Annotated in this window: 23 protein-coding genes and 1 pseudogene; 10 read left to right on the forward strand and 14 right to left on the reverse strand. The window is 71.3% G+C overall.

The annotated features are described in order from the left end of the window. The first annotated feature begins 92 nt into the window (after window positions 1-92). The 3 genes from IM767_RS00420 to IM767_RS00430 all read left to right on the forward strand — a co-directional run bounded on the left by IM767_RS00420 (window position 93) and on the right by IM767_RS00430 (window position 2540). Complete coding sequence (locus IM767_RS00420) at window positions 93-653, forward strand: cysteine hydrolase family protein (protein WP_109210564.1); 561 nt, start codon at window positions 93-95, stop codon at window positions 651-653. Window positions 654-762: 109 nt separating this feature from the next. After that, window positions 763-2193, forward strand: coding sequence for an NAD(P)/FAD-dependent oxidoreductase (locus IM767_RS00425; RefSeq protein WP_109210565.1), 1431 nt, complete (start codon window positions 763-765; stop codon window positions 2191-2193). Continuing rightward, the gene (locus tag IM767_RS00430; protein WP_239453297.1) at window positions 2190-2540 is read left to right on the forward strand and encodes a cupin domain-containing protein; all 351 of its coding nucleotides are present in this window, start codon (window positions 2190-2192) and stop codon (window positions 2538-2540) included. The genes IM767_RS00425 and IM767_RS00430 overlap by 4 nt, the downstream gene beginning before the upstream one ends. A gap of 63 nt (window positions 2541-2603) precedes the next feature. Here IM767_RS00430 and IM767_RS00435 read toward each other — a convergent pair whose 3' ends face one another. After that, window positions 2604-4187 carry a PucR family transcriptional regulator gene (locus IM767_RS00435; protein ID WP_109210566.1) on the reverse strand — a complete coding sequence of 528 codons (1584 nt, stop codon included), beginning with the start codon at window positions 4185-4187 and terminating at the stop codon, window positions 2604-2606. A 166-nt stretch (window positions 4188-4353) separates the two neighbouring features. On the opposite strand from IM767_RS00435, the pseudogene IM767_RS00440 reads away from it, so the two are divergent. The 4 genes and pseudogenes from IM767_RS00440 (at window position 4354) to IM767_RS00455 (ending at window position 8748) form a co-directional block, all read left to right on the forward strand. Next, window positions 4354-5914, forward strand: a pseudogene (locus tag IM767_RS00440) (CoA-acylating methylmalonate-semialdehyde dehydrogenase). A gap of 88 nt (window positions 5915-6002) precedes the next feature. Then, window positions 6003-7412, forward strand: a complete 1410-nt coding sequence (locus tag IM767_RS00445) for an aspartate aminotransferase family protein (protein WP_109211614.1) — start codon at window positions 6003-6005, stop codon at window positions 7410-7412. A gap of 139 nt (window positions 7413-7551) precedes the next feature. Beyond that, the gene (locus IM767_RS00450) at window positions 7552-7959 is read left to right on the forward strand and encodes a transferase (RefSeq protein ID WP_109211613.1); all 408 of its coding nucleotides are present in this window, start codon (window positions 7552-7554) and stop codon (window positions 7957-7959) included. 105 nt (window positions 7960-8064) lie between these two features. Continuing rightward, on the forward strand, window positions 8065-8748 hold the full coding sequence (locus tag IM767_RS00455; protein ID WP_162564371.1) for a thermonuclease family protein: 684 nt from the start codon (window positions 8065-8067) through the stop codon (window positions 8746-8748). A gap of 3 nt (window positions 8749-8751) precedes the next feature. On the opposite strand, the gene IM767_RS00460 is transcribed toward IM767_RS00455, so the two are convergent. After that, window positions 8752-9150, reverse strand: a complete 399-nt coding sequence (locus tag IM767_RS00460) for a DUF1304 domain-containing protein (protein ID WP_194398775.1) — start codon at window positions 9148-9150, stop codon at window positions 8752-8754. Window positions 9151-9186: 36 nt separating this feature from the next. On the opposite strand from IM767_RS00460, the gene IM767_RS00465 reads away from it, so the two are divergent. Beyond that, on the forward strand, window positions 9187-9939 hold the full coding sequence (locus IM767_RS00465) for a LysR substrate-binding domain-containing protein (RefSeq protein ID WP_109211611.1): 753 nt from the start codon (window positions 9187-9189) through the stop codon (window positions 9937-9939). Window positions 9940-10184: 245 nt separating this feature from the next. Here the strand turns inward: IM767_RS00465 and IM767_RS21090 are convergent, their stop codons facing one another. The 4 genes from IM767_RS21090 to IM767_RS00485 all read right to left on the reverse strand — a co-directional run bounded on the left by IM767_RS21090 (window position 10185) and on the right by IM767_RS00485 (window position 15792). Beyond that, window positions 10185-12674: a CHAT domain-containing protein gene (locus tag IM767_RS21090; RefSeq protein WP_162564370.1), complete on the reverse strand. Its 2490-nt coding sequence runs from the start codon at window positions 12672-12674 to the stop codon at window positions 10185-10187. A gap of 71 nt (window positions 12675-12745) precedes the next feature. Further along, on the reverse strand, window positions 12746-14641 hold the full coding sequence (locus IM767_RS00475) for a S8 family peptidase (protein WP_109211609.1): 1896 nt from the start codon (window positions 14639-14641) through the stop codon (window positions 12746-12748). A 76-nt stretch (window positions 14642-14717) separates the two neighbouring features. Further along, window positions 14718-15185 carry a hypothetical protein gene (locus tag IM767_RS00480; protein ID WP_194398776.1) on the reverse strand — a complete coding sequence of 156 codons (468 nt, stop codon included), beginning with the start codon at window positions 15183-15185 and terminating at the stop codon, window positions 14718-14720. Further along, complete coding sequence (locus IM767_RS00485) at window positions 15175-15792, reverse strand: RNA polymerase sigma factor (protein ID WP_109211607.1); 618 nt, start codon at window positions 15790-15792, stop codon at window positions 15175-15177. The genes IM767_RS00480 and IM767_RS00485 overlap by 11 nt, the downstream gene beginning before the upstream one ends. 125 nt (window positions 15793-15917) lie before the next feature. On the opposite strand from IM767_RS00485, the gene IM767_RS00490 reads away from it, so the two are divergent. Continuing rightward, complete coding sequence (locus IM767_RS00490) at window positions 15918-16658, forward strand: glutamine amidotransferase-related protein (protein ID WP_109211606.1); 741 nt, start codon at window positions 15918-15920, stop codon at window positions 16656-16658. 58 nt (window positions 16659-16716) lie between these two features. Here the strand turns inward: IM767_RS00490 and IM767_RS00495 are convergent, their stop codons facing one another. The 5 genes from IM767_RS00495 to IM767_RS00515 form a co-directional block, all read right to left on the reverse strand. Beyond that, window positions 16717-17517, reverse strand: a complete 801-nt coding sequence (locus IM767_RS00495) for a tryptophan-rich sensory protein (protein ID WP_109211605.1) — start codon at window positions 17515-17517, stop codon at window positions 16717-16719. A gap of 73 nt (window positions 17518-17590) precedes the next feature. Continuing rightward, window positions 17591-18076 carry a glutaminase gene (locus tag IM767_RS00500; protein ID WP_109211604.1) on the reverse strand — a complete coding sequence of 162 codons (486 nt, stop codon included), beginning with the start codon at window positions 18074-18076 and terminating at the stop codon, window positions 17591-17593. Next, the gene (locus tag IM767_RS00505) at window positions 18073-19275 is read right to left on the reverse strand and encodes a cation:proton antiporter (RefSeq protein WP_109211603.1); all 1203 of its coding nucleotides are present in this window, start codon (window positions 19273-19275) and stop codon (window positions 18073-18075) included. Before IM767_RS00505 ends, IM767_RS00500 begins: the two co-directional genes overlap by 4 nt. A 23-nt stretch (window positions 19276-19298) precedes the next feature. After that, window positions 19299-20498: a lipase family protein gene (locus tag IM767_RS00510; protein ID WP_109211602.1), complete on the reverse strand. Its 1200-nt coding sequence runs from the start codon at window positions 20496-20498 to the stop codon at window positions 19299-19301. Between the two features lie 138 nt (window positions 20499-20636). Next, the gene (locus IM767_RS00515) at window positions 20637-21797 is read right to left on the reverse strand and encodes an ABC transporter permease (RefSeq protein ID WP_109211601.1); all 1161 of its coding nucleotides are present in this window, start codon (window positions 21795-21797) and stop codon (window positions 20637-20639) included. A 65-nt stretch (window positions 21798-21862) separates the two neighbouring features. Between IM767_RS00515 and IM767_RS00520 the strand changes: the two genes are divergently transcribed. Further along, entirely contained in the window at window positions 21863-22453 is a 591-nt protein-coding gene (locus IM767_RS00520; RefSeq protein ID WP_109211600.1) for a TetR/AcrR family transcriptional regulator, read from the forward strand. An 87-nt stretch (window positions 22454-22540) separates the two neighbouring features. Here IM767_RS00520 and IM767_RS00525 read toward each other — a convergent pair whose 3' ends face one another. The 3 genes from IM767_RS00525 to IM767_RS00535 all read right to left on the reverse strand — a co-directional run bounded on the left by IM767_RS00525 (window position 22541) and on the right by IM767_RS00535 (window position 25709). After that, a complete protein-coding gene (locus tag IM767_RS00525; protein ID WP_109211599.1) occupies window positions 22541-23365 on the reverse strand; it encodes a GTP pyrophosphokinase in 825 nt (274 codons plus the stop codon). A 176-nt stretch (window positions 23366-23541) separates the two neighbouring features. Further along, window positions 23542-24387: a transposase gene (locus IM767_RS00530; RefSeq protein ID WP_109211598.1), complete on the reverse strand. Its 846-nt coding sequence runs from the start codon at window positions 24385-24387 to the stop codon at window positions 23542-23544. A gap of 170 nt (window positions 24388-24557) precedes the next feature. Beyond that, window positions 24558-25709: an SAM-dependent methyltransferase gene (locus IM767_RS00535; protein WP_109211597.1), complete on the reverse strand. Its 1152-nt coding sequence runs from the start codon at window positions 25707-25709 to the stop codon at window positions 24558-24560. Window positions 25710-25852 lie beyond the last annotated feature (143 nt).

Genomic DNA, 25852 nt, shown 5'->3' on the forward strand with positions numbered 1-25852 from the left:
CAGCCGCCGGCACTCCGTCGCCCGGCCGGCACCCGGCCGTTGAGCGAGCGCAGCGAGACGGAACGCCGCCCGCGCGCTCCTATGCTGTTGCGGTGACCCGACTCCTGCTCCTCATCGACATCCAGCGCGACTACTTCCCGGGAGGGCGGCATCCGCTGGTCGACACGGATGCCGCCGCCGACGCCGCCGCGCGCCTGCTGACCGCGTTCCGCTCGACCGGCGAGCGCGTCGTCCACGTGCAGCACGTGTGGGACGGGCCGGATGCCGCCTTCTTCGAGGCCGGAACGCCCGGTGTCGAGTTCGACCCGCGCGTCGCACCGGACGGCGAGGAGGAGCACGTCATCGTCAAGCACGAACCCAATGCCTTCCTCGGGACGGGCCTGGAGTCGCTGCTGCGCGCCGCGGATCCCGACGAGATCGTGGTGGCCGGCATGATGTCGAGCATGTGCGTGGACGCGACAGTGCGCGCGGCATCGGATCTCGGGTTCCGTCTCGCGGTCGCCCAGGACGCCTGCGCCGCCCCCGATCTCGCGTACGACGGCCGCACGGTGCCCGGCGCGCAGGTGCACCTGGCCTTCATGGCGGCCCTCGACGGCACGTACGCACGGGTGGCCGACGTGGACGCGCTCGTCGGAGAGCTTGCCGCGGCCTGACGCGACAACCTGTCCGGCGGCGCGGAGAACTCCTGACAGCGGCGCCCCGCCTGATCCCCGCCGACCGGCGAGGATGGGAGCACCACACATCGCATCGGAGTTGATAACCGTGGGCACGACCGTCTTCGAACGACAGCGGCCGGCAGCATCCGTCGTCCAGCATTCCCTCGCCGACACGAAGCACGCGGTGTTCTGGCGCGACGACCTCCCCGAGGACCTCACTCCCGACAGGCCGCCTCTGGTCGGCTCGCACCGCGCCGACCTGGTCGTCGTGGGAGGCGGCTACACCGGGCTGTGGACGGCACTCCTCGCCACCGAGCGAGACCCGAACGCGAAGGTCGTGATCGTCGAGGCGCAGCGCGTCGGCTGGGCGGCATCGGGGCGCAACGGCGGGTTCTGCGAGGCGAGCCTCACGCACGGGCACGAGAACGGCATGTCGCGCTGGCCCGACGAGATGCCGACGCTCGAACGGCTCGGCGCCGAGAACCTCGACGCGATCGAGGCGTCCCAGGCCCACTACGGCATGGACTTCCAGTTCGAGCGGACCGGCCAACTGGCTCCCGCCGTCGAGCCGCACCAGGTGGACTGGCTGAAGGAGTGGGCCGCCGAAGGCGAGGACGGCGTGGTCTATCTCGACGAGGCCGAGGCTCAGGCATCCGTCCATTCGCCCACCTATCTCGCCGCCGTCTGGGAGAAGAACGCGTGCGGCATGGTGCACCCGGCACGCATGGCCGCCGAGCTCGCCCGCGTGTGCGAGGAGCGCGGGGTCGAGATCTTCGAGCGCTCGCACGTGACGGGGCTCGACACGTCGGGCCCCGGTGTGGTCGTGGTCACGGAGGAGGGCCGGGTCGCGGCATCCCGCGCCGCCCTCGGCACCAACGTCTTCCCGTCGCTGATCAAGCGCAACCGGCTCATGACCGTGCCGGTCTACGACTACGTTCTCATGACCGAGCCCCTCACCGACGCGCAGCTCGCCTCGATCGGGTGGGGGGACCGGCAGGGCATCGGCGACCTGGCGAACCAGTTCCACTACTACCGGATCAGCAAGGACAACCGGATCCTCTTCGGCGGCTACGACGCGATCTACCGCTACGGCCGTCGCCTGAACCCCGCTCACGAGCATCGCCCCGAGTCGTGGCGCAAGCTCGCGAGCCACTTCTTCACGACGTTCCCGCAGCTGGACGGATTGCGGTTCACGCACCAGTGGGCGGGGGCGATCGACACGTCCACGCAGTTCACGGCGTTCTTCGGCACCGCGCGCGAGCGCCGCGTCGCCTACGCCGCAGGCTTCACCGGACTCGGGGTCGGCTCGACGCGCTTCGCCGGCGAGGTGATGCTCGACCTGCTCGACGGCGTCGAGAACGAGCGCACCGCCCTCGAGATGGTGCGCAAGCGCCCGCTGCCCTTCCCGCCCGAGCCCGCCGCGTCGATCGGCATCAACGCGACCCGCTGGTCGCTCGACCGCGCCGACCACAACCGGGGCAGGCGCAATCTGCTGCTGAAGACGCTCGACGCGCTCGGCCTGGGCTTCGACTCGTGAGCACGCCGTTCCGCGGGCTGACGCCGGGAATCGTGACGGATGCCGCGTCCCTCGCGCTCGACCTGAAGCCGCTGCCCGCCGAGCTGGTGGTGGAGGGCGCGCCGTCAGCCGGCTACGTCGAGCTGACGTCGGCGATCGGGATCTGGGAGCACACTCCCGGCATCTCGACCGATGTCGAAGCGGATGAGGTCTTCGTCGTGCTGTCGGGTTCTGCCACCGTCTCGTTCGACGATCCTTCGCTGTCGCCGATCGAGCTGCACGCGGGCTCGATTGCGCGCCTGACCGCGGGGATGCGCACCGTCTGGACCGTGCGCGAGACGCTGCGCAAGCTCTACGTCGCGGGCTGAGGCCCGTCACCGGCCGCCCCTGCTGCGGCGGACCCAGAGCTCGCACGGTCAGCGACCGTCGGGTCAGCGCCCCGCGGATCTCCGTACCAGCAGGGCCAGGTGCAGCGCGGTCTGGGTCTCGCCGTCATCGAGGTCGGCGCCCAGCAGCTCCTCGATGAGCGCGATGCGCTGGTAGAACACCGAGCGCGACAGGTGGGACGCGCCCGCGGCCGCGGTGCGGTTGCCCGGGTGCGCCAGCATCGCCTCGAGCACGTCGAGCAGGTCGCCCGACCGCGACAGGTCGTGGGCGATGAGCGGGGCGAGCATCCGCTCGCCGTGCTCGAGCACCCGGTGGTCGTCGCGGAGGGCGGTCACAAGTTGCATGAGCGGACGGTTCTCGGCGCGCCGCAGGTGAGGGCCGCGCCCGTTGCGGCGACGGCGTCCGCCGGCGAGGTCCACGGCCTCGTGCACCGACGCGAGGGCGGCGTCGATCCCCTCCGCCGCCCGCCCGACCGACACCGTGACCCGGTCGATCTCTGCGTGGTCGACGAGCGTGCGCACGAACGCCAGCACCGCCGCGTCGTCGAAGACGATCTCCGGCGGCAGCGACACGAGCATCGTGGTCGCGGGGGCGGCGACCCCCGTGGGCGCCGAGCCCGCCAGCGCGCGCCCGCGCAGGGCCCGGGCCGCGGCATCCGCCCGCTCCACCGCCACGGGTGCGCCCGACACGACCAGTCCATGCAGCTTCGCTCCGCGCAGGGGCAGACCCGCGGCCTCCAGCCGCGCGGCGGCGCCGCCGACGCCGGCGAAGCGACCGGCGAGCAGGCCGTCGACGAGGCGTCGGCGGCCGATGCGCGCCCACTCGTCAGCGTCGCCGTCGGCGAGGCGTCCGACCGCCAGCGCGATGGCGCCCTGCTCGAGCACCGCCGTGCGCCCGGCGGCATGCTCGGGTCCGGGCAGCGCGATGAGGTTGCCCCAGCGGATTCCGCGCGCCTCGACCGGGACGATCAGCCAATCGTCCGCGCCCGCCGTCGCGCCGCGCTCGCGTCGCTGCTCCGATCGGCGGTGGGCGGAGCGAGACCGCAGCTCCCACTCGGTGAAGAGCTCCTCCTCCATGGCGAGCGGCACTTCGGCGGCCACCACCTCGTAGCCGAGGTTCTCCAGCACGATCGGCGCACCGAGCGTCTGCGCCAGCTGGTGCACGATGAAGTCGGCCGGCGAGCCGCGGAGCACGAGCGCGGTGAATCGCTCACGGACTTCGTCGCGCGCTCGCAGCGCGTCCGTCTGTCCCGTGATGATGCGGCTGTGGACGGCCTCGGTGAGGGTCACGAACTTGACCTCGCGGTGCAGCACCACCAGCGCGAGGCCTCGCGCGCGGGCCGCCTCGACCACGACCGCAGGAACGTAGCGGTAGTGGGTGCCGAGCTCGAGCACGAGGCCTGACAGGCCGGCATCGGCGAGCTCGTCGATGAACCGCCGCAGATCGGCCGGTTCGACCGGCCATGACGATCCGGTCGACAGCAGCAGCTCGCCGCCGTCGAGCAGCCGCGCCACTCCCGCGCTGTCGGACACGTGCAGCCACCGCACGCGTGCCTCGAGCGAATCGTCTCCGACGAGCACCTCGGGCACACCGTGTGCGACCGCATCGAGGGCGATCACCTCACGCACGGTGGGGAGGGTCTCGTCTGCTGATCTATCGGCCGGACGATCCGTTTGGATCGCCCGATCTTCGCGACGGTCGGGCACCGTGGTCGCCTCTTCTTCTCTGACAGGCTGGGACCCGTCCAGCCTAAAGGATCGCCAAACGATCTGTCCGACACCCCGAGAGGGATCCATGAGCATCGCCGAGAGCCCTACCACGTCCGCCAACGCCCGCGTCGACGCCGGCGTGCGGGTCATCTCGCATTGGGTCGATGGCGCCGAGCGCGCCTCGACGTCGGGCCGGACGGCGCCGGTGTTCAACCCGGCGACGGGTGCCGTGTCGGCGCGGGTGGCGTTGGCGGATCAGGCGGAGATCGATGCGGCGATCGCTTCCGCGGTCCGCGGCTACCAGGTGTGGAAGGGGTACTCGATCGCTCGGCGGCAGGGCGTGCTGTTCGCGTTCCGGGAGCTGTTGAATGCGCGTAAGCGGGAGCTGGCGGAGATCATCACGGCCGAGCACGGCAAGGTCGTCTCCGACGCGATGGGTGAGATCCTGCGCGGCCAGGAGGTGGTGGAGCTCGCGACCGGGTTCCCGCACCTGATCAAGGGCGCGTTCAGTGAGAACGCGTCGACCGGTGTCGACGTGTACTCGCTGAAGCAGCCGCTGGGTGTGGTGGGGATCATCTCGCCGTTCAACTTCCCGGCGATGGTGCCGATGTGGTTCTTCCCGATCGCGATCGCCGCGGGCAACGCCGTGGTGCTCAAGCCCGTCGGAGAAGGACCCGTCGGCCGCGCTGTGGCTGGCCCGGCTGTGGCAGGAGGCGGGTCTGCCGGACGGGGTGTTCACGGTGCTGCAGGGCGACAAGCTCGCCGTGGACGGGCTGCTCACCTCCCCCGACGTGCAGTCGATCTCGTTCGTGGGGTCCACCCCGATCGCGCAGTACATCTACGAGACCGCGTCCACGCACGGCAAGCGGGTGCAGGCGCTCGGCGGCGCGAAGAACCACATGCTGGTGCTGCCCGACGCCGACCTGGACCTGGTCGCCGACCAGGCCGTGAACGCCGGGTACGGGGCCGCCGGGGAACGCTGCATGGCCATCAGCGTGGTGCTCGCCGTGGAACCGGTCGCCGACGACCTCATCGGCAAGATCACCGACCGCATCGCGAAGCTGCGCATCGGCAACGGCGCCGGTGTCGACGGGGTCGAGCCCGACATGGGCCCGCTGATCACCGACATCCACCGGAACAAGGTCGCCGAGTACGTCGACATCGCCGAAGCCGATGGCGCGACCATCGTCGTGGACGGCCGGAACTTCCAGGTCGAGGGGCACCAGGACGGGTTCTTCTTCGGCCCCACCCTGATCGACCAGATCCCCACCACCAGCCGGGCCTACCAGGAGGAGATCTTCGGCCCCGTCCTCTCCGTCGTCCGGGTGACCTCGTACGACGAGGGCCTGGAGCTGATCAACAGTGGCCAGTTCGGCAACGGCACCGCGATCTTCACCAACGACGGGGGAGCTGCCCGCCGGTTCCAGAACGAGGTGCAGGTCGGCATGATCGGCATCAACGTGCCCATCCCCGTCCCCGTCGCCTACCACTCCTTCGGCGGCTGGAAGCAGTCCCTGTTCGGCGACGCGAAAGCCTACGGCGTCCACGGGTTCGACTTCTTCACCCGCGAGAAAGCCATCACCAGCCGCTGGCTCGACCCCGCCAGCCACGGCGGCATCAACCTCGGCTTCCCCCAGAACAACTGACCGGCCCCGCGTTTCGACTCGCTTCGCTCACTCAACGACCGGAATGGGCGCACCCACAGGCAACCGCCGTCCGACCGAAGGACTCCACATGACCGACACCCTCGCGCGCGCGGCCGTCTACACCGACCAGGCCGGCACGACCGGACCGCTGCCCGATCCGGAGGCCGACGCGCGCGTCCGGGCGGATGATCGCCGTCACGTGTTCCACTCGTGGAGCGCGCAGGCGCTCATCGATCCGCTGCCGATCGCGGCCGGCGAGGGCTCGACCTTCTGGGACTACAGCGGCAACGCGTACCTCGATTTCAGCTCGCAGCTGGTGAATCTCAACCTGGGGCACCAGCATCCGGATCTCGTCGCGGCGATCCAGCGCCAGGCCGGGCGTCTCGCGACCATCCAGCCCTCCATGGCCAACGATGCACGCGGCGAGCTCGCGCGCCGCATCGCCGCGGTGGCCGGCGACGGGTTCGAGAAGGTGTTCTTCACCAACGGCGGGGCCGACGCGAACGAGAACGCCGTGCGTATGGCGCGCCTGGTGACCGGGCGCCGCAAGGTGCTGTCGATGTATCGCAGCTACCACGGCAACACGACCACCGCGATCTCGCTGACCGGCGACCCGCGCCGCTGGCCGAACGAGCCCGGCGACGGCTCGACGGCGAAGTTCTTCGGCCCCTATCCGTACCGCTCGGCGTTCCATTCGGCCAGCGCCGAGGAGGAGACCCAGCGCGCGCTCGAGCACCTGGAGCAGACGATCGTGCTCGAAGGCGCCACCACGATCGCCGCCATCGTCATCGAGACCATCGTCGGCACCAACGGCGTGCTGGTGCCGCCGCCCGGATACCTCGCCGGCGTGCGGGACCTCTGCGACCGCTACGGCATCGTCTACATCGCCGACGAGGTCATGGTCGGCTTCGGCCGCGTCGGCGAGTGGTTCGCCTTCCAGGCGTTCGACGTGCGGCCCGACCTCATCACCTTCGCGAAGGGCGTGAACTCGGGCTACGTGCCGCTCGGCGGGGTCGTGATCGCCGATCGCATCGCCTCCCACTTCGACACCGTGTCGTTCCCCGGCGGGCTCACCTACTCCGGCCACCCGCTCGCCTGCGCCGCCGGCGTCGCCACCTTCGAGGTGTTCGAACGCGACGGCATCCTCGACCGCGTGCGCGACCTCGGATCGCGCGTCGTCGAGCCGCGGCTGCGCGACCTCGCGTCGCGGCATCCGTCCGTCGGCGACGTGCGCGGGATGGGGCTGTTCTGGGCCATCGAGCTCGTCAAGGACCGCGAGACCCGCGAGCAGCTCGTGCCGTTCAACGCGAGCGGGACGGATGCCGCACCTCTGGCCGCCGTCGCCGCGGCGTGCAAGCGGGACGGCGTGTGGCCGTTCACCCACTTCAACCGCGTGCACGTCGCTCCCCCGCTGATCATCACCGAGGACGAGCTGGTGCGCGGCCTCGACGTCATCGATCGCGCGCTCTCGGCGGCCGACGAGTACGCCGCCCGCTGACGACGGTCCGCCCCCCTATTCCGCTTCCGGACATTTGGCAAGCCCCGTGCATCCAAGCCATCCGATGCGCGGGAATGAATAGGTGAGGGATGAGGTTATCCCTTTACTCGGCACCTTTCCGGGGCCGCAGGAGGGGACAGTGGGCAAGAACTACATCGACATCGAGAACGACCAGGGCGAGACGCTGCGCTATCGCAAGCATGTCAATGGTCGTGGCCTCATCGCGCATGGAGCGAAGGTGCACCCGAGCGCCATCGTCGAAGCGGGGGCGTATGTCGAACCGGGGGTTCAGATCGCCGCAGGCGCGCATGTCGGCCGTGGCGTGTGGGTGGAGTCGGATGCCGTGATCGGCCCCGACGCCGAGATCGCGCCGCACGCCCACATCGGGCCGCGCGCCGCGATCGGGCCGCGCGCGAAGATCGGTGTCCGCACGCAGGTCGGACACGACGCCCGCGTCGCCGGAGGCTCGCTCATCGGCGACGACGAGACGATCGCCGACGGCGAGCGCGTCGCCACCGACAAGCGCGGACTCCGCCTGGCGGCCTGACTCTCCACCCCGTCCGAGATGAGGCGGTCTCCCGGCGCGCCGGCTGTCGCCGGCGCCTGTGGACAGACGGGACGCGGCGCACGGCCGCCTGACTAGCCTGTCGCCGTGAGAGACGACTCCCGCCCAGGATCGCGCCGCCGGCATCGCTGGGATGTGGCCATCGTAGGAACAGTGGTCGTCGGCGTCGTCGTCTTCGTTCTGGCGATCGCCTGGCCCGGCGAACCCGGCACGGGCGCCGACGCGCCGTGGCAGGACGACAGCCGGCTGCACCGCCGGATGCCTCTGCCGCGCGTGGTTCCGTCGCCCACCGCCGTGGAGCCCGCACCGGGGGGCGACCAGGCCGGCATCCCGCCGCGCCCCGCGCACGCGTTCGCGCTGACCGTCACGCACGTGTACGACGGCGACACGATCGAGGCGCAGGTGGTGCAGCCGAACGACATCGTGACGACGACCGCCCCGATCCGCATCCGTCTCATCGGCATCGACACCCCCGAGGGGACGCCGATGCCCGAGTGCTGGGCCGACGAGGCTCGCACGCACCTGTCGGAGCTGCTGCCCGAGGGGTCGACGTTCTGGGCCGCACCGGATGTCGACACCTGGGACGACTACGACCGCCGCCTCCTCCACGTCTGGACCTACGACGGCCGCTTCGTGAGTCATGAGCTCATCGCCGCCGGCGACGCCGAGGTGATGCGCATCGAGCCGAACGTCGCGTACGCCGACGTGATTGCGGCGGCGCAGGCCGAGGCCGAGGCATCCGGAATCGGTCTGTGGACCGCGTGCCGCTGAGACTCAGGCGAAGAGGAACAGCACGAACCCGATGAGCGGCAGCGTCCCCTGGATCAGCGCCGCCCGCAGGTACCGCAGCCCCGTCGTGATCAGCACCAGCGCCGCCGCCACCATCGACCCGAGGCTGAACAGCACGAGCGCGAGGCCGGCCGCCCGCACCGGTGCCGCGTCGGCCCCGGCATAGATCAGCACCAGGCCGATGACGACGCCGATCGCGAGGAACAGGTTGTAGAAGCCCTGGTTGTACGCCATCGGCTTCGTGATGTCGGCGGCCGCCTGGTCGGCCACGCCGAACCGTTTCCAGATCTTCGGCTGCGTCCACTGCACGCTCTCCATCACGAAGATGTACACGTGCAGCAGCGCCGCCAGCGCCGCGAAGACCGTCGCCAGGATCACCACCATGAGCGAACGATAGCGCCCCCGGATACGCTGATCGGTATGGCGAAGGGCGGGTCGCGCGCGAACGGACGGGGGCGGGATGCCGGGCCACGGCGCTCCGGTGCCGCGGGCGGCTCCGCGGCGAAGGGCAGGTCACCGAAGCCGCGTCGCCCGCAGCCGTCGCCCGGTCCGTCGCCCGTGCCCACGGAGCCGGAGCTTCCGGCCACGTTCACTCTCGGCGCGATACCCGGAGCCACGCCCGGCAAGTGGATCGACACCTGGAACGAGCGGATGCCGCGCACGGCGCTCGAACTCGTCGCCGTGCCGGTCGCCGATCAGCGGCGGGCGCTCCTGGGGGGCGAGGTCGACGCCGCGCTCGTGCGGCTGCCGATCGAGAATGACGGGCTCCACGTCATCCCCCTGTACGAAGAGGTCCCGGTCGTCGTGTGCGCACGCGACTCGCATCTGACCGCGGCCGAGGAGCTCGACACGGCCGACCTCGCGGGCGAGGTGCTCATCGTTCCGGACGACGACGTGCTCGGCATCCGTGTCCCCGGCACACAGGCCCCCCGCTTCGCGCCACCGGCCGACACCGCCGACGCCATCGCGACGGTCGCAGCGGGCGTCGGGATCGTCGTCGTGCCGATGTCGCTCGCGCGCCTTCACCGCCGCAAAGACACGGAGTACCGCCCGCTGCTCGACGGACCGACGTCGACCGTGGCGCTCGCATGGGTCGCCGACCGGACGACGCCTGCGGTCGACGCGTTCGTGGGGATCGTCCGAGGCCGCACCGCCAACTCGTCGCGGGGCTGAGCGTGTCCTCGAGCGAAGCAGGACGGAACGCGGTGGGGAGCGTCGAGCACCGGTGAGACGAAGGTGAGGGGCGCCGCCCCAGTTCCCATGCGGCACCCCTCGAGGATCGGCGAGACCCGCAGCCCGATCTGCGTCCCCATTCCGGTCTCCCGCGCTCCTGCCCGACCCCCCGTCGGGCGGCGCGAGCCGTTCCGATGATCAGGAGTCCCCGGCATCCGTCCTGATACACACCCGCCGAAGATTTCTCAGAATCCTGCGCCGTGCACCTGGAACGGCGCGACGATGCCGGTGCGGGCGGATGCCTCCGCAAGTGCGACCGACGGCGGCGCACCCGCGGCGAGGCCCTCGTGCATCGCCCCGAGCAGCTCGCACGCGTCGTCGTCGGCGACGATGACGGGCGCGGCGACGACGCTGCGCGCGCCGGCGTGAAGCCAGATCCTCGTCATGCCGACGGCTTCCTCGCCCCAGCGCACCGACGAGCGTCCCACCTCGCACGCCGAGAGGACGACGGTATCGGGAACCTTCTCGATGAGGTCGATGTCGTAGCCGAAGAGCGCGCCATCGGCCAGCTCGAGACCGGAGAACATCGGGTTGTCGGCCGCATGCCGCCCGTGGGCGGCGATGTGCAGGACGTCGGCGCGAGTGGCGAGCGCCGTCACCTCCGCGACTGTCGAGGCCTGACCGTGGAGCACCTCCGCGCGCCCCCAAGCCGCGGAGCCGATGACGACCTCTTCCTCCCCGCGCGCGACCCGGGGCCCGGCCGCGAAGCCGGCCGATGCCGGCGCTGGCGAGGCGCGGGAGCGGGCATGGATCCACGCCGTCACCGACGACGCGACAGACAGAGGGCGTTGCCGCAGCGCGGGGAGCATCGCCCACGGAACGCCGGACAGGACGCCCGGAGCGGTGATGAGGATCCGTTCGGCCTGAGTGAGCAGATCGCCGACGGGGACGACGAGGACCCTCGACAGGGCGGCGAGCCGATCCGCCAGTCCGCGGCGGATCACGCCGGCCATCGGACCTTCGACGACGGTGGCCGCCATGTCGAGATCGGCCCGAAGGCCGCGAAGCGCGGAGCGTGCGGCCTGCCAATCCAGCGCCACCAGTTCGGACCGCTCGTTCGAGACAGCCAGGGCCGCCAGCTGGGAGCCATCGAAGATGTAGGTGACCAGCACCTCGCCATCTCGCAGCGTCGCCACCGCGTCGCGAAGAGAGGCCCGGCCCCGCCGCTCACCGGCGGCCGTCTGCGACCATTGCCGTTGCCGAGCCCGGTCGCCCAGGAGCGCCGCACGGGGGCCGGAAAGCCAGTCGCCGTCGGGCTGCGCCGTCCTGAGGATGCGAAGCTCGGCGAGGTCGGCCGCGAGCTCCGGATCGGGGGGAGGCCGTAGCGGGACGACGAACCCGGTGACCGACCGTGCGCGCTCGGACCAGTCGAACACCGCCGCGTGGCTGCCTGATCGCAGCGCCGACGCGAGACCGGTCGTCGCGAGCCCGACACCACGCATGGACGCGGAGACCTGAAGGTCGAGGCTGCCGAAGGATCGACGCGTCTGGTCGAGCAGGTCGAGGCCCGCCGCCGCGTGACGACGGGTGTCTCGTTCCCGGCCGTCGGCGGCCGCACGTGCCGCGCGCATCTCGTGCGCGAGCAGCCCCACCTCCAGCGGCGTCCGCGGCCCGATCCGAGCGGCGACCACCTCGGCGCGGTGATTCCTGCGGATCCGCGCGAGCGCGTCTGTGAGCCGGAGCGCCTCAGCCTCCGAGTCGAATCCGTGCGCACGAAGTGCGGCAACGACCTCCGCCACCCTCGAAGGAGCGGGCAGGCGCCCGACCCGGACCGGCGCACCGGATCGGTCGATCCGACCCACTGCGAGCCGCGCACGCAGCCCGATGGCCTGCGCTCTCACCGCCCACCCGGTGCTCCCGATCGATGTGAAGCGACGCGCCGACGCGGAGGCGACGCGCGCCGCGCGCGACGGATCATGGCTCAGCAACGACCTGGCAAGGTGGTAGTCGGCCGTCGCCCGATCGCGCGGCGCGCGATGTCGACCGAACGCGACCGAGACCGCGGAAAGGCTGCGTTCGGCCTCCGTCACCAGCCCTGCCTCGCGGAGTACCTCAGCACGGTCCAATTCGTTCACCGCTGCCCACATCGCCGACTCGTCATCGAGCGGCTCACGCACGGACTGCATGGTCTGGAGCGCGGCGACGAGGTCGCCCGCCAGCATCAGGGTGTAACCGCGGTTATGGACAGCCAGGTCGGCCTCCGTGGTCATGCCGGCTGCGCGATACGCCTCCTCCGCGGCGACGAGGTCCGCCATGGCCTCTTGCAGGCGACCTCGCTGCATGTCCACCAGACTGCGGTTGATCCGCATGTTCGCCTGGCGGACGGGTTGGTCACTGAGCCCCCTGATGCTCTTGTCAAGCCATCCGGCTGCATCGTCGAGCAGCCCGCGCTCCAGCGCCAGCGATCCCAGCTGTCCCTGCAGCTGCGCGATCGCGGCATCCGACAGACCCTCACGGCCGAGCGCCTCGAGACACAGACTCTCTCCGCCGTCGACATCTCCCAGGCGGGCGAGAACATAGGCGGTCGTGCCGGCGATCCGTGCACCGAGCTCGATATCGCCCTCCACCTCGGCGCGCGCGGCACCGGCGGCCAGCACTCGCCGCGCATCGACATATCTGCCGCGCGTGGCAAGATGCCATCCCCGCTGGTAGAGCTGTTCCCCCGAGACCGCCACACAGCAATGATGGACCCCCGAGGGGGCGAGTGCGACTCGCTCACGGTGCGGTCCGGCGCGGCGGAGAGCCTCTACTCCCCGTCGCCGCGCTGCCCGGCCGCCCCGCCGGACTCCGGCTTCTTCATCGACCGGTCACGGGCGCGGATCTTCTTCAGCGCCTCCCCCGCTGCAGAGCTGCTCGAAGAGACGACGGAGGCGGACGGGTTCATGAGCGACTTCGCAAGCTCGCCTGCGATCATCCCGGAGACATAGGGCGCTGCGAAGCTCGTGCCGCTCCAGATCGCGAAGCCTCCGGAATGGTCGTCGGGGTCGAGGCTCCACCGCTTCCGGTCGATGCTGTCGGCTCGCGTCCCGGGCTGAATGCCTCCTTCGAGCTTCGGGAACGTCGACACCACCGAGGTTCCGGGTGCGTACACGGTGATCCAGTCGCCGATGTTGCTGTAGAGCGCGACCGATGTCAGCGACGGGTTCAGAGCCCCGACGGCGATATGGTCCTCGAGGTCTTCCGGCTCCTCGAGCCCCAGCTCCGGATCGCCTTTGGCCGACAGGGCCGCCGGAAAGCTCGGCCGGGCAGTCGCGTCGTTGCCGGCGGAGCAGACCACGACACAGCCCTTGCCCCGCAGGCGCACGAGCGCTTCGTGCAGCCGGCCACTGTAGAGCCCGTCCTCGGGCGTCTCGTGGTAATAGCCGAGCGAGAGATTCACGACGTCCACGTGATTTCCGCGCGGCCGATCGATCCAGACAGCGAGTTCCTCGAGTGATTCGATCAGCTCGTGCTCGAGCACCATCCCGTTGCTGTCCGCGACGCGGATGGCGAGGATGTCGGCATCGGGGCACGCCTGGTGCACGACGCCGCACACCATGGTGCCATGCCCGGCCGCGCCATCCAGGAAGCCGTCGAGGGGGCCGGACTGGTCGCCGTGCACCTCCGGGTCTGTGAGAGGGTCGTCGACCCCGATGACCCTCCCCGGCCCCTTCGTGGGAGACGGGATGTTCCGACGCACGATCACGTCACCCTGTACGCGCGGGTCGTCGAACCACTCGTGCGCCCCGCACCCGGTGTCGACGACGGCGACGACGGGCCGTCGGCCGCCGGTGAGCTCCGCGCGGAAGGGAGGAGCGCCGACGTACGAGACGACCTCGAGCCCTCCGCCACCCGGGTACGCGTACCCGGCGGTGCCCGACGGGTTGGTCATCCCGTGGGGGTTGGTCATCCCATGGGGGTTGGTCATCCCATGGGGGTTGGTCATCCCGTGCGGGTTCGTCATGCCATGTGGATTGAGTCCGATCGGGTCGACTGTCAGCACATGGTCGAGGCTCACGTTCTTCAGCGCGGCCTTCATCCGGTCGATGTCCTCGCGGGAGACGACAGGCTCGGGCACGCCGGCATCGCCCCCGCGCTCTTGGGCCTGGGGGCCGGGAGCCTGCCGGCGGGTGGATTCCAGTGGCTCACCGGCCGCGGAGCGGTCGGCGGCTCGTGCCACCAGGCGACGGGCACGCCGGCGACGTGAGCGGGCCGGGTCCGCGTCCTCTTCCTCCTCGCCGAGGCCCCGCGACGTGCTCGCTCCCTCGTACTTCTCGAGTCGTTCCGCGACCGCATCGATGACGATCAGCCGCCGCGCGTGCTGCAGCAGCCGCCACGCGTCGACCACGGGCACGGGCTCGTCGTCGCGGGTCTCGCTGGGCACCTGGATGATGTTCGCGGTGGTGATCTGGCCGAAGTCGGAGGCCTTGTCGACGACGGGCGGATCGACTTCGATCTCCCAGCCGAGCTCCTTGCCCGCGGCCTTCAGCGCGGTGAGGGCGTCGTTGCGGTCATCGCCGAAGATCAGGAGATGTCCGGGCGCATAGGCCGATGGGAACGCCTCGACGCCGGGGGCGGTGTGCCATCGGGGGTCGAGCCCGACGCCGCGCGGGGCTCCAGCCTTCGCGCGATCCCGCCAGCGACGATCCGCTCCATTGGACATGTCTTCTCCCTCTTCACATGCGGAATCCGCGGCCCCCAGGCCGCGGCATCCCGATCGGTACTGCTTCGAAACTGCGTCAGACTTCGAACTGCGGGGTCTGGAAGTCGCGCAGCGCGCCGTCGGCGTCGCGCACCACCAGGCGGAGGCGCGCCACCCCTGGCGTGACCTCCTCGAAGGCGAAGCGTCCGTGCTCGCCCGGTTCGGCCGACCACTCGCGGTCGCCCTGAAGCAATCGGATGGCCAGAGCCTCGCCATCCACCCATCCGTCCACGCGCCGGCCGCCGTCCTCAGTGGCGGTGACGTGCAGCAGAACGGTGGTCGTGCCGTCGCTGAACTGCAGGGTCGCCGTGTCGGCCTCGCCGCGCACTGCGGCGAGCGTGCCTTCCACGAGCGTCAGCAGCGCGTACTCGCGCGACAGGTCCTCGACGGCGACCGCGGCGACCATGCGGTCGACCAGATCGGCCGGCACGGGATCCACGTCCTCCCACATGCGGCGCATGCGTGCGAAAAGCGCGGCGTCGGCCGCGAAGTCCTCAGTTGCCATCGTCGTCACCTCTCCACCCGTCTCCCTCGAGAACGGCGCGCAGTTTTGCGAGGCAGCGCTGGCGGGTCGGTCCGATCGATCCGATCGGCATCGCCAGATCTTCGGCGATGCGGGCATAATCGGGGCGGTCCTCGAACGCGACGATCCGCAGCAGGCGCTGGCATCGGTCGTTGAGCGTGGCCACCGCGGTCCACAGGCGACGGTTCTCGTCGTCGTGCGCGGCGGTCTGCTCGGCGGATTCGTGGACCGGAAGGTGCGGTTCGAGCGACTCGGCCTCCGTCGCATCGGCACGCCGATGCTGTTTGCCGACCCGCCACGCCTCACGGCGTGCGCACATCGTGAGCCATCCCGACACCGCCAGGGGGTCGTTGATGCTCTCGTGACGGCGCACCAGCGTCAGCCACGTCGTCTGCACGACGTCCTGCGCGAGCGCGTGGTCGAGGCCGTACGCCCGGACGACGTGCCACAGCGGCGGCGTCATCAGGCGGACGAGCTCATCCATCGCACGACTGTCACCTTCGCGCCACCGCATGAAGAGTGCGGCGGCGCGCTCCCATCGCGCCGGCTCCACGGAGTCGACGGATGCCTCGGCGCCCGCGTGCGTCATAGCGCCCATTCTGTCCACACCATGCCCGAGCGCGGTAGTACCCGTTTGATACACGGATCTCGGACCGACATCGATGATTTCAGCCGTCTCGCAGGGTTCGCCGGGCGGGGACCTAGACTGCGTGCATGACGACCGCGCCGTTGCTCTATGTCTGCGTGCGCCCGCAGCAGGGTGCGGCCGCCGCGGAGTACGAGTCTTTCCGCACCGCCATGCGCCTCGACGAGGCCGCAGTGGCGCACCTCGACCTCGTGCGCGAGCCGCTGCCGGCCGACGCTTTCGAGCGCTACGCCGGGTTCCTGGTGGGCGGCAGCCCCTTCAACGTCACCGATCCGGAGTCGACCAAGACCGACGCGCAGCGCCGCCTCGAAGCCGACCTCGCTCGCATCGCAGAGCGCGCCGCAGCAGGCGACGGACCGGCCGCCCTGTTCACGTGCTACGGGATCGGCATCGCCACGCGCACGCTCGGCGGCACGGTCAGCCGGGCCTTTCCCGAAGACACCGGCCCGGTGGCCGTCGAGCTGACGCCCGAGGCTCGCGCCGACCCGCTCTTCGGCGGGCTCGCCACCCGGTTCACGGCGCTCACGGCCCACAAGGAGGGCACGGGCGAGCTGCCGGCTGGCGCGGTCCTGCTGGCGAAGAACGACGGATGCCCCGTCCAGGCGTACCGCGTCGGCGACCGGCTCTACGCGACCCAGTTCCATCCCGAGCCGACGACGACTGCGTTCACCGAGCGCATGGCCGTGTACCGCGACGACGGGTACTTCGATTCGGCGGACTACGACGCGATCGCCGGGCGCGTGCTCGCGGCATCCGTCACCGAACCGGCGCGTCTGCTGCGCGCGTTCGCCGCCCGCTTCGCGGCCTGAGCCGCGGGACCCAGGTCGGCCGGGGCCGCGCGGGCCGGAGCCGCGCGCCGTCGGCGGGTCAGACCTCGGCGTTGCGCATCGCGGAGAGCTCCCGCACGATCGTGCCGATCACTCCCGCGGCGAGGATGATCGCGGCCACCACCAGCGCTGTGATCGCGATCGCCGCGCTGGGCGGCTCGCCGGTGAGACGCGCGACCGCGAGCCAGCAGAGCCCCCACGCCAGCGCGAGCGCCGGAGCGAGCCGCCACCGGCTCGCTGCCTCGATTCCGAGCCCCACGATCCCGACGAGGACGAGCACGATCACTCCCCACAGGTCGGCCGCGTCCGCCCACTCGTGGGGCCCGACCGCGGTCAGCCACGCCGTGATGTTGGCGACGGTCGCCAGGGTCACCCACCCGAGGTGCAGACCCGTGACGCCGTCGACGAGGAGCCGATCCGCCCAGCCGTCGGCCGGCTCGATCACGGTGCGGTGGAAGGTGACCCCGAGCAGCAGCAGGAGCACGATGATCGCGAGCACCGTGAGCGCGAGCGATCCGAACTGGGCCGTCACGAGCCACAGCCCATTGAGTGCCATCGTTCCCGCGATGAGCCAGCCCAGAGCCCGCTGGCGCTCGCTCCCGCGCTGCCGGGGTAGGGCCTGCCACACCGTGTACGCGAACAGGCCGACGTAGATCGCCGTCCAGATCGAGAACGCCGGGCTCGCGGGGGCGAGGTACGAGCCGTCCTCGTCGAGTGCGCCGTCCTGCAGGTCCTGCACCGGTGTTCCGCCGAGCAGCCCGGTGCCGACCATCGCGGCGACGATCATGAAGCAGAACGCGCTGATGACGATGATCTGCCGGGCGAGGTCTCTGGCGGCCATGCTCACACGCTAGGCCCCACGCCTTCTCGCGGCGAGCGCATTGACAGGATGTCCGCCTGCCGATAGCCCCTCGTCACGCTCCGCCCGGCGGGTCCAGCAGCAGCGCGACCCGTTCCGACAGATACGCGTCGAGCGGGATGAGTCCTCCCGCCGCGCTCCAGCGCACGCTCGGCACGCCGTCGGCGGCGAAGAGCGGGGCGGATGCCTTGCCCCGGTCGACCGCGCCGGGCTGCAGCATCCGCCATCCGATGTGCACGATCTCGCCCTCGGCGAAGCCGCCGCGGTGCGCTGCCGCGGCGAGCTCCGCGCGCTGTCGCTGCGACTCGGCCGGGTAGCCGCGGCGCACTTCCTGACGGGCGCGCAGGATGTCGCCGGTGGCGAAGACCGCGTCCTCGGTGAGCAGCAGCACCCCGAGGTGCCACGCCGAGCCGCGGCGGTCGATCCGAGGAGCCCGCGCCAGACCGAGGAAGCGCTTGGGGACGACGAGTTCGCCGAGCGCCTCGCGGGGCGCATCGGCGAGGCGCGAACGCGCGGCGTCGAAGAGCTGGCGGGCGCTCACGCCATGTCGTCCTGCAGGGAGGGGTTCGCGCGGAGCCGCTCGCCGCGCAGCGCCATGCCTACGAGCGGGAAGACCAGCACCGACAGCATGCCGCCCGCGACGAGCACGCTCTGCTGCGTCGTGTCGAGGATCTTCTCGTCCACGCCGATCTGCGTGACGGCCACGATGATCGGCAGCCCGGTCGCGCCGAGGAGGGCGATCGACAGACGCTCGCGGCGCGAGGACCCCTCGGGCGCGGCGAGCGTCGACGGGAGCCCGCGCACGACGAACAGCGCGACGAGGACGACCGGCACGAGCCAGAAGAGCACCGGATCGTCCAGCAGCGCCTGCAGGTCGAAGGTGATCCCGGTGTAGATGAAGAAGATCGGCACGAGGAAGCCGAAGGCGACGCCCTCGATCTTGCTCTCGACGGCGTGACGGTCGTGCTCGGTCGCATCGCGCATGAGCAGGCGCCAGATGATGCCGGCGGTGAAGGCGCCGAGCAGCATGTCGAGGTCGAGCAGGACGCTCAGCGCGACGAGCGCGGCGAGGATGACGAACACGACGCGGATGGCGAACTGCCCCGACGTGTGCAGCGTCGAGTTGACGAAGGAGTGCATGGCGCCGCGGGGCATGCGGAAGGCGAGCCAGAGCGCCACCCCCGCGAAGGCGGCGAAGAGCCCGAGCACGATGGTGGACAGGCCCGGCTCGCGGCCGCCGAGGAAGATCGAGATGGCGATGAGCGGTCCGAACTCCCCGATGGCGCCGATCGCCGCGACGGCCTTGCCGAACGGTGTCGGCAGTTCGCCCGCGTCCCGCAGGATCGGTAGGAGCGTGCCGAGCGCCGTGGAGCACAGCGCGACCCCGATGACGATCGCGGCCTCGCCCGGCGCGAGCAGCCAGCCGGCCAGGATGCCGGCGGCGAGGCTGATGATCCAGCCCAAGGAGGCCCGGCGCCCGAGCCGACCGCGGAACGACCCGAACTCGATCTCGGTGCCTGCGACGAAGAACAGCATCGCGAGGCCGAAGTTCGACAATGTGTCGAGGAACGCGTCCGGCGTCACCCAGCCGAGGACCGCCGGGCCGATCAGAATGCCGAGCACGAGCTCGAACACGACCACCGGCACGCGCACCCAGTGCCCGAGCCCCCGCGCCAGCAGCGGCGCGAGCACCGCCATCAGCGGGATCAGGACGAGCGTCGCCGGCGTGAGACCTTCCACGCGAACAGACTAGCCAGGCGACGTCAGCCCGCCGAGACTCCGTCGAGCCAGCGCAGCATCGCCGGCAGTGCCAGGTAGGCCACGGTGCCGTGGTCGGCGAACGGGATCTCGTGGTACGTGACGTCGATGCCGAGCGTCGCCTCGTGCTGTGCGAACTCGGCGGTGTCGTGCGGCACGACGAGTTCGTCGTCGAGCCCCTGGGCGAGGAAGAGGGGCGCGTCGAAGGCGGTGGCGCCCGCGGAGTTCTGGGCGAACAGCGTCGCCCAGGGCTCGGTGGTCGTCGGATCGCTCGTCGTGAAATCGCCGACGAGCGGCTGGCCAATCTCGTGGAGCGTCGAGAGGTTCGACAGCAGGCACAGCTCGTTCATGCGCGGCTCGATCTCGCGTGCGGCGGGGGTGAGGATGCCCTCGAGGGATGCCTCGGGGTACACCTCCCCGTACGACGTGAAGGCGTAGGCGCCGATTGTGACACCCGAGATGTCGTCGAGATGCGCGCTCATGAGGCCCGGGAGGTCGGCCGCGGGTGCCGCCGCGGCGACGGCCTGGAGTTCGAGCTCGGGGGTGTAGTCGGCGGCCTGCTGGGCGGCGAAGAGCACCGCCTGCCCGCCCTGGGAGTGCCCCCACAGCACGACGCGCTCGCTCGCGCGGGCATCGGGGACCGCGCGGGCGGCGCGCACGGCGTCGAGCACGGCGTTGCCCCCGGTCGCGCCGACGAGGTACGAATCCACGCCGTCGGTCCCCATCCCGACGTAGTCCGTCGCCACGACGGCGTAGCCGCGGTCGAGCAGGAACCGGAGGCCCTCGATGCCGACGAAGGGGTCGAACCCGTGGGAGGGGGCGCAGTGCCGGGCGGCGCCCGTCGTGGGATGCCCCCACGACACGACCGTGCGGCCACGCGAGGGCGCCGGCGTCAGCGGCACCACGAGCACACCCGTCGCCACGGCGGGATCGCCGTGCACGTCGGTGGTGCGGTACATGATCCGCCATGCTCGGGCGGCCAGGGGCGCACCGAGGAGGGAATCGGCCTTCACGAGTGAGCCGTGGTCGCCGTCCGCCGCGTCGTCGGGCTGCGCGTAGAACGCGTCGATGCCCGGGCGCTCGAGCGCGTCGCCGACGATCCTGGCCTCTTCGGCCGCGACCACGCCGCCCACGACGGCGAGCGTCGCCGCCACGAAGGCGATGACGAAGCGGTGGCGGCGCGCGCGGCGCGTCGAAGACCCCATCGGTGCGACCGTACCGTGTCGGACAGGTCCGGCGCGCGGCGCGCGGCGCGCGGCGCGCGGCGCACGGAACCGCGACAGGGCGGGTCTCCGCCGGCAACGCCTGCGCAGACCCACCCTCCCACGGGTGAAGGGGCCTGGTCAGGCCAGCGCGGGCTCGCGCTCGGATGCGGCGGCGGGGTCGGGCTCCAGCTGACGCGCTGGAGGCGTGAGCTCCGCGCGCGTGCGGTGGTGGCCGATCAGCGCCAGGATCACGCCGCCGACGAGCCACGCGCCGAGGATGGTCCACTGCACCCAGGTGGAGGCATCCGGGAAGTACATCACCGACCGCAGCAGATTCGCCGACGCACCCGGCACGAAGAACTGGCCGATCGCGCCCCACGGCTCGGGAAGGAACTGCGGCGGCAGGGCCGCGCCGGCGATCGGGTTGGCGATGAACATGGTGATGACGGCGCCGAGCGCGATGCCGGGAGGGCCCATCAGCGCCGCGAGTCCGACGATGAGTGCGGACGTCGCCATGACGCCGAGGCCCAGCACCGCCGCGTTGAGGAGCCAGTCGCCCGAGAGGATGCCGAACCAGGTCTGCATCACCAGGGCGATGAGCGCGCCCGCCGCGACGCCGAACACGAGCAGGCCGACGAGGCGACGCACGACGCCCTGCACGAGCAGGGTCAGCAGGATGCCCCCGAGCATCCCGCCGAGAACCATCGGGAAGACGGATGCCGCGAGCCCCGCGCCCGTGCTGTCGCCGTCGGTCAGCGGCACGACATCGGTGACGGTCACGGTCGGGATCTCGCCAGGCGCGCCGGCCGCTCCTTCCGGGAGCTGCGGACGCTGGCCGGCCTGCAGCGCGCCGAAGATGGCCGTCAGCTGCTCGGTGAGCGCCGTCTTGGCGGCGGTGTCGATCTGCGTCTGGAGCTGCGTCGCGACGCCGCGCAGCGCCTGGGCGGCAGCGGGGCTCGCGGCCGAGGCGATGAGCACCTCCGGCTCATCGCCGAGGAGGATCGCGCCGTACAGCTCGCGCGACTCGATCTGCGACACGGCATCGCCGGCGGAGTCGATCTCGCGCAGGTCGAACGGTGCGGGGTCCTGCTCGGCGAGCTTGTCTTCGACGAGGGTCACGGCGTCTTCGGGTCCTGAGATGCCGACGGGCAGGTTCTGGGGCTGTGAGGTGGCGGCGGGCCACACGAACGCCATCACGATGACGGCGACGATCAGCGACCCGATGAGGCCGAAACCCGCAGCGACGGTCCAGCGGGTCGGACGCACCGAGGCGTCCGGCGTAGCGCGATGAAGGGACATCGCAACCTCCTTAAAGAGAATGCCGATTCTGTTTGCGAGGGTAACAGAATGGGTATTCTGTTTCCATGCCCAAGGTGTCGAAGGAGTATCGCGAGGCGAGGCGCGACGAGATCGCCCGCGCCGCCCTGCGCTGCCTCCAGCGAAACGGCGTACGCGACACCTCCATCGCCGACATCGTCGAGGAGTCGGGCCTGTCCACCGGCGCGATCTACTCGCACTTCTCGAACAAGGCCGAGCTCGCCCGCTACATCGTGGGGCGGTTCCTCTTCCCCCGCATCGACGCCCTCGAGGCCGTCGGTCGGCGAGGGGAGGTCCTGACTCCACGCCAGGCGCTGTTCGGCATGCTGTCCGCCTTCGGCGACGCCGGGCTCTCGCCGTCGCTCGTCCTCCAGTTCTGGGGCGAGGCCATGGTCGAGCCCGGGCTTCACGATGAGATGCTCCGCACCGCGGGCCGGCTGCGTGAGGCGCTGTCACATGCGATCACACCGTGGGCTCGCACGCGGGCGGCCGATGGGACGGATGCCGCGGCGCTGGCGACCGACACAGCCCGGTCGATCGCGGCCCTGGCCCAGGGCTACATCGCGAACACCGCCGTCTTCGGTCCCCGCTCCATCGAGGAGTACCTCGCGAGCGCAGGCGCGGTGCTCTCGAGCTGAGGGTCGTCCGGGATCGCACGGTCGGCGAGCGAGTGAGGAACGAGCGAGAGACGCCGCGCCGACGGTCCGCGGGGGCGGTCGCCGAGGCTAGACCGCGCGCACCTCGGGATCGTCGCGTCGGTGCGCTGCGACATCCGTCTCCGGCGCCGCCGTGATCTCGCGGACGGGTGCGGGTGCTGTCCGGCGCTCGGCGCTGCGGACCACGTTCCGCGCTGCCCCGCCGGCCTTGCCCCCGCCGGCACGGATCTCACTGTGCAGGCGCTCCATGCGCGCGTCGAGCTCGGCGGCGGTGTCGGCGGCGTCCTTGAGGCTCTCGAGCAGCTCGTCGGGCACCTGGGTGGCGTACTTGTAGTAGATCTTGTGCTCGAGGCTGGCCCAGAAGTCCATCGCGATCGTGCGGAACTGCACCTCCACGGGCACCTCGATGCGGCCGGTGGAGAGGAACACGGGCACTTCAAGGATCGCGTGCAGGCTCTTGTACCCGTTGGGCTTGGGCGCGGCGATGTAGTCCTTGACCTGAAGCAGGCGCACGTCGTCCTGCGCGGTCAGCAGGTCGAACAGGCGGTAGACGTCGGCGGTGAAACTGCACGTGATGCGGATGCCGGCGATGTCGGTGATGCTCTGGCGGATCGAGGCGAAGTCGCCCTCGATGCCCTTGCGCTGCACCTTCTCGACCAGGCTGTCAGGCGACTTCACACGGCTCGACACGTGCTCGATCGGGTTGTAGTCGTGGGTCAGCAGGAACTCGTCGCGCAGGATGCCGATCTTGGTCTCGACCTCCTGCAGGCCGAAGCGGTACTCCATCATGAACCGCTGCAGCTCGTCGCGAAGCTCCCGCAGCTCGGTCGGCGAGACGGTGATCTCCCCTTCGTCGGTCGCCGTCGATGGCACCAGCGGTGCAGGAGTCGCCATGCACTTCACGCTATGGGCCCGGCCTACGAGACTCCTGAGAGAAGCGGATGCCGCAGCCCGGCGCGCGGCGTTTCCCGCCCCGTCGACAACGCGGTTGCTCGCCGAGCGACCACGCCGTCGGCGCCGGCGACGAGGTCGCTCGACGAGACCGCGGCCTCTCGACGCAGCGGCCGGGGTCAGAGGTCATCGAGCGCGCGCTGCGCGCGCTCCGACTCCTTCGCCGCATCCCGAGCCTTCGCGGCGGCGTCGGCGCGCTCGCGCTCGACCGCCTCGAGCTTGCCGACGGCGGTCTCCTCGTCCGACTCCAGGGCGGCGAGGTCGCGGCGGAGGTCGTCGATCCGCTCCCGCACGTGGTCGACCCGCTCCTGGGCCTTCGCCCGGCGCGCGTCCACGCGCGCGAGCTCGCGCTCGGCCTCGTTCGCGAGTCGCTCCGCCTCGCGCGCGGCCTTCTCGGCGGCCTTGCGGGCGCGGCGATCGGCCAAGTCGTCCCGCGGCGGCGGCGCGACGATGCCCGGCAGCGATCCGCCCACCGCATCGGCCAGCGCGGCCGGATCGATGTCGCCGGCCTCCAGCGGCGTGACCAGGCGGCCGGTGAGGACGGCCGCGGCGGCAGCGGCATCCATCACCGCGGCATTGATGGTCTTCTCGACGTCGTCGCGCGCGGCGGCGCTGAGGCTGCCGCCCGCTTGCTCCGCGAGCCCGACCGCCTGCTTGGCGAGAGCCGCCACGAGCTGGCGGCGCTGGCGGCTCAAGCGCGACAGCTCGGCCGCGTCGAGGTCGTCCTGCGCCTCGCGCAGAGCCGCCGACAGCTCGACGGCGTCGGCGAGCTGTCCGTCCCGCGCGAGCAGGTTGACCGCCCAGGCCGACACCGCGGGCTTGCGCAGGGTCTTGACCCGCTTGCCCACCGCGGGTGCGGCGAGTCCGGCCCGTGCGTTGCGCGCCGCCGTGAACTCCGCCGGCGGCAGGGCATACAGCTCGGACGCGATCGCGTCGAGGTCCTCGTCTGCGTCGGCCTGCGGCATCCGTCCATTCTTGCCGTCGGGAGGCGCAGAGGCATAGATCCCCGCACACCCCGCCGAACCCACACCCCCGCCGCGAACCCACATCTCCGCGGGTGCGGCAAGATGTGGGCTCGCCAAGGGTGTGTGGGTTCGGCGTGGGCGGAGGGCAGGGGAAGGGATGCGGGCCGCGCTCACACGATCTCGTAGAAGCGCCAGAGGCCGAACTCGGGGACGAGGACGCGGATGTCGCTCCAGCCGGCCTCCCTCGCGTAGCCGCGCAGCGTCGACGGGCGCATCACCGTGCCGGTGGCGGCGCTCGGCCGGTGCGACCGCCCGTCGGGGAGGCAGACGAACAGGCTGAACCCGTAGAGCAGGCGCTCCAGCTCCGAGGCATCGGGAGCGAAGCGCTCCTCGGTCGCCTCGTCCATGATCACGACGACGCCGTCCGGGGCCACGGCGGCGCGGGCGGCTGCGAGCACCGCGACGGGATGGGGCATGTCGTGGAGGCACTCGAAGGCGAAGACGGCATCGAACGGCCCGTGCTCGGCGACGAGGGCGGCGTCGCACAGCAGGAACTGGACGCGATCGGCGACGCCTGCCTCCTGGGCGTTGCGCCGCGCCATCTCTACGGACGCCTCGTCGACATCGAAGCCGACGACCCGCAGCTGAGGGTGCGCCTGCGCGAGGGCGATCGACGACCATCCCCCGCCGGCGCCGAGGTCCGCGATGCGGGCACCGGGGCGCCGCAGGATCTGCTCGACGCGATCGATCTCGGCGAAGACCGACGGCAGCTGATCGAACCACGGGCGGTTCATGTCGGCCTGGGCCTCGCGGGCGTGTACGCCGAGCTGCTCCCAGCTCACGCCGCCGCCGGATCGGTAGGCATCGAGCAGGGCGTCGAGCTGGCCGGAGGCGGCGGCCGCCATGCGGGCGAGCGGCTCGAGATAGGAAAGACTGCCGCGGTCGAGCAGCACCTCGGCGACCCCCGCGGCGAGGCGGAAGCGCCGCGCCCCCGCGGCCGCTTCCGCGTCGTCGACGTCGAGGATGCCGCTCGCGGCCTGCTGCTCGAGCCACTCCCGGGCGTAGCGCGCGTCCGCGTCGGTGCGGCGGGCGAGCTCGTCGGCGGTGAGGCCGTCAGCCTTCGCCAGTTCGGCGTACCAGCCGAGCTGCGAGCCGAGGTGGACGGCCATCAGGTCGAACCAGCCGAGCGTGGCGTGCGTGAGCCGGTCGGCGAACGCGGCGGTCGCCTCCACCTCGGGGCCCGCGCCGGTGGCGGCGCCGGTGGCGGCGGCGGTGTCGGGGTCGGTGTCGGTGTCGGTGCCGGTGAGCAATGTGGTGGACATCGTGGTCTCCTTCGTGCGGGCGTGCAGGAGTGATGATCACGAAGCTACGGAGCGAGCAGGTCCCCTCGCGTCGGGAGAACCGCGCAAGTTCGGCCGCGGCTCTGCATCATTCGATGCAGAGTCCGCGCCGGGGCCGGCAGCGC

The organism is Microbacterium ureisolvens (assembly GCF_015278315.1).
Classification (GTDB): domain Bacteria; phylum Actinomycetota; class Actinomycetes; order Actinomycetales; family Microbacteriaceae; genus Microbacterium; species Microbacterium ureisolvens.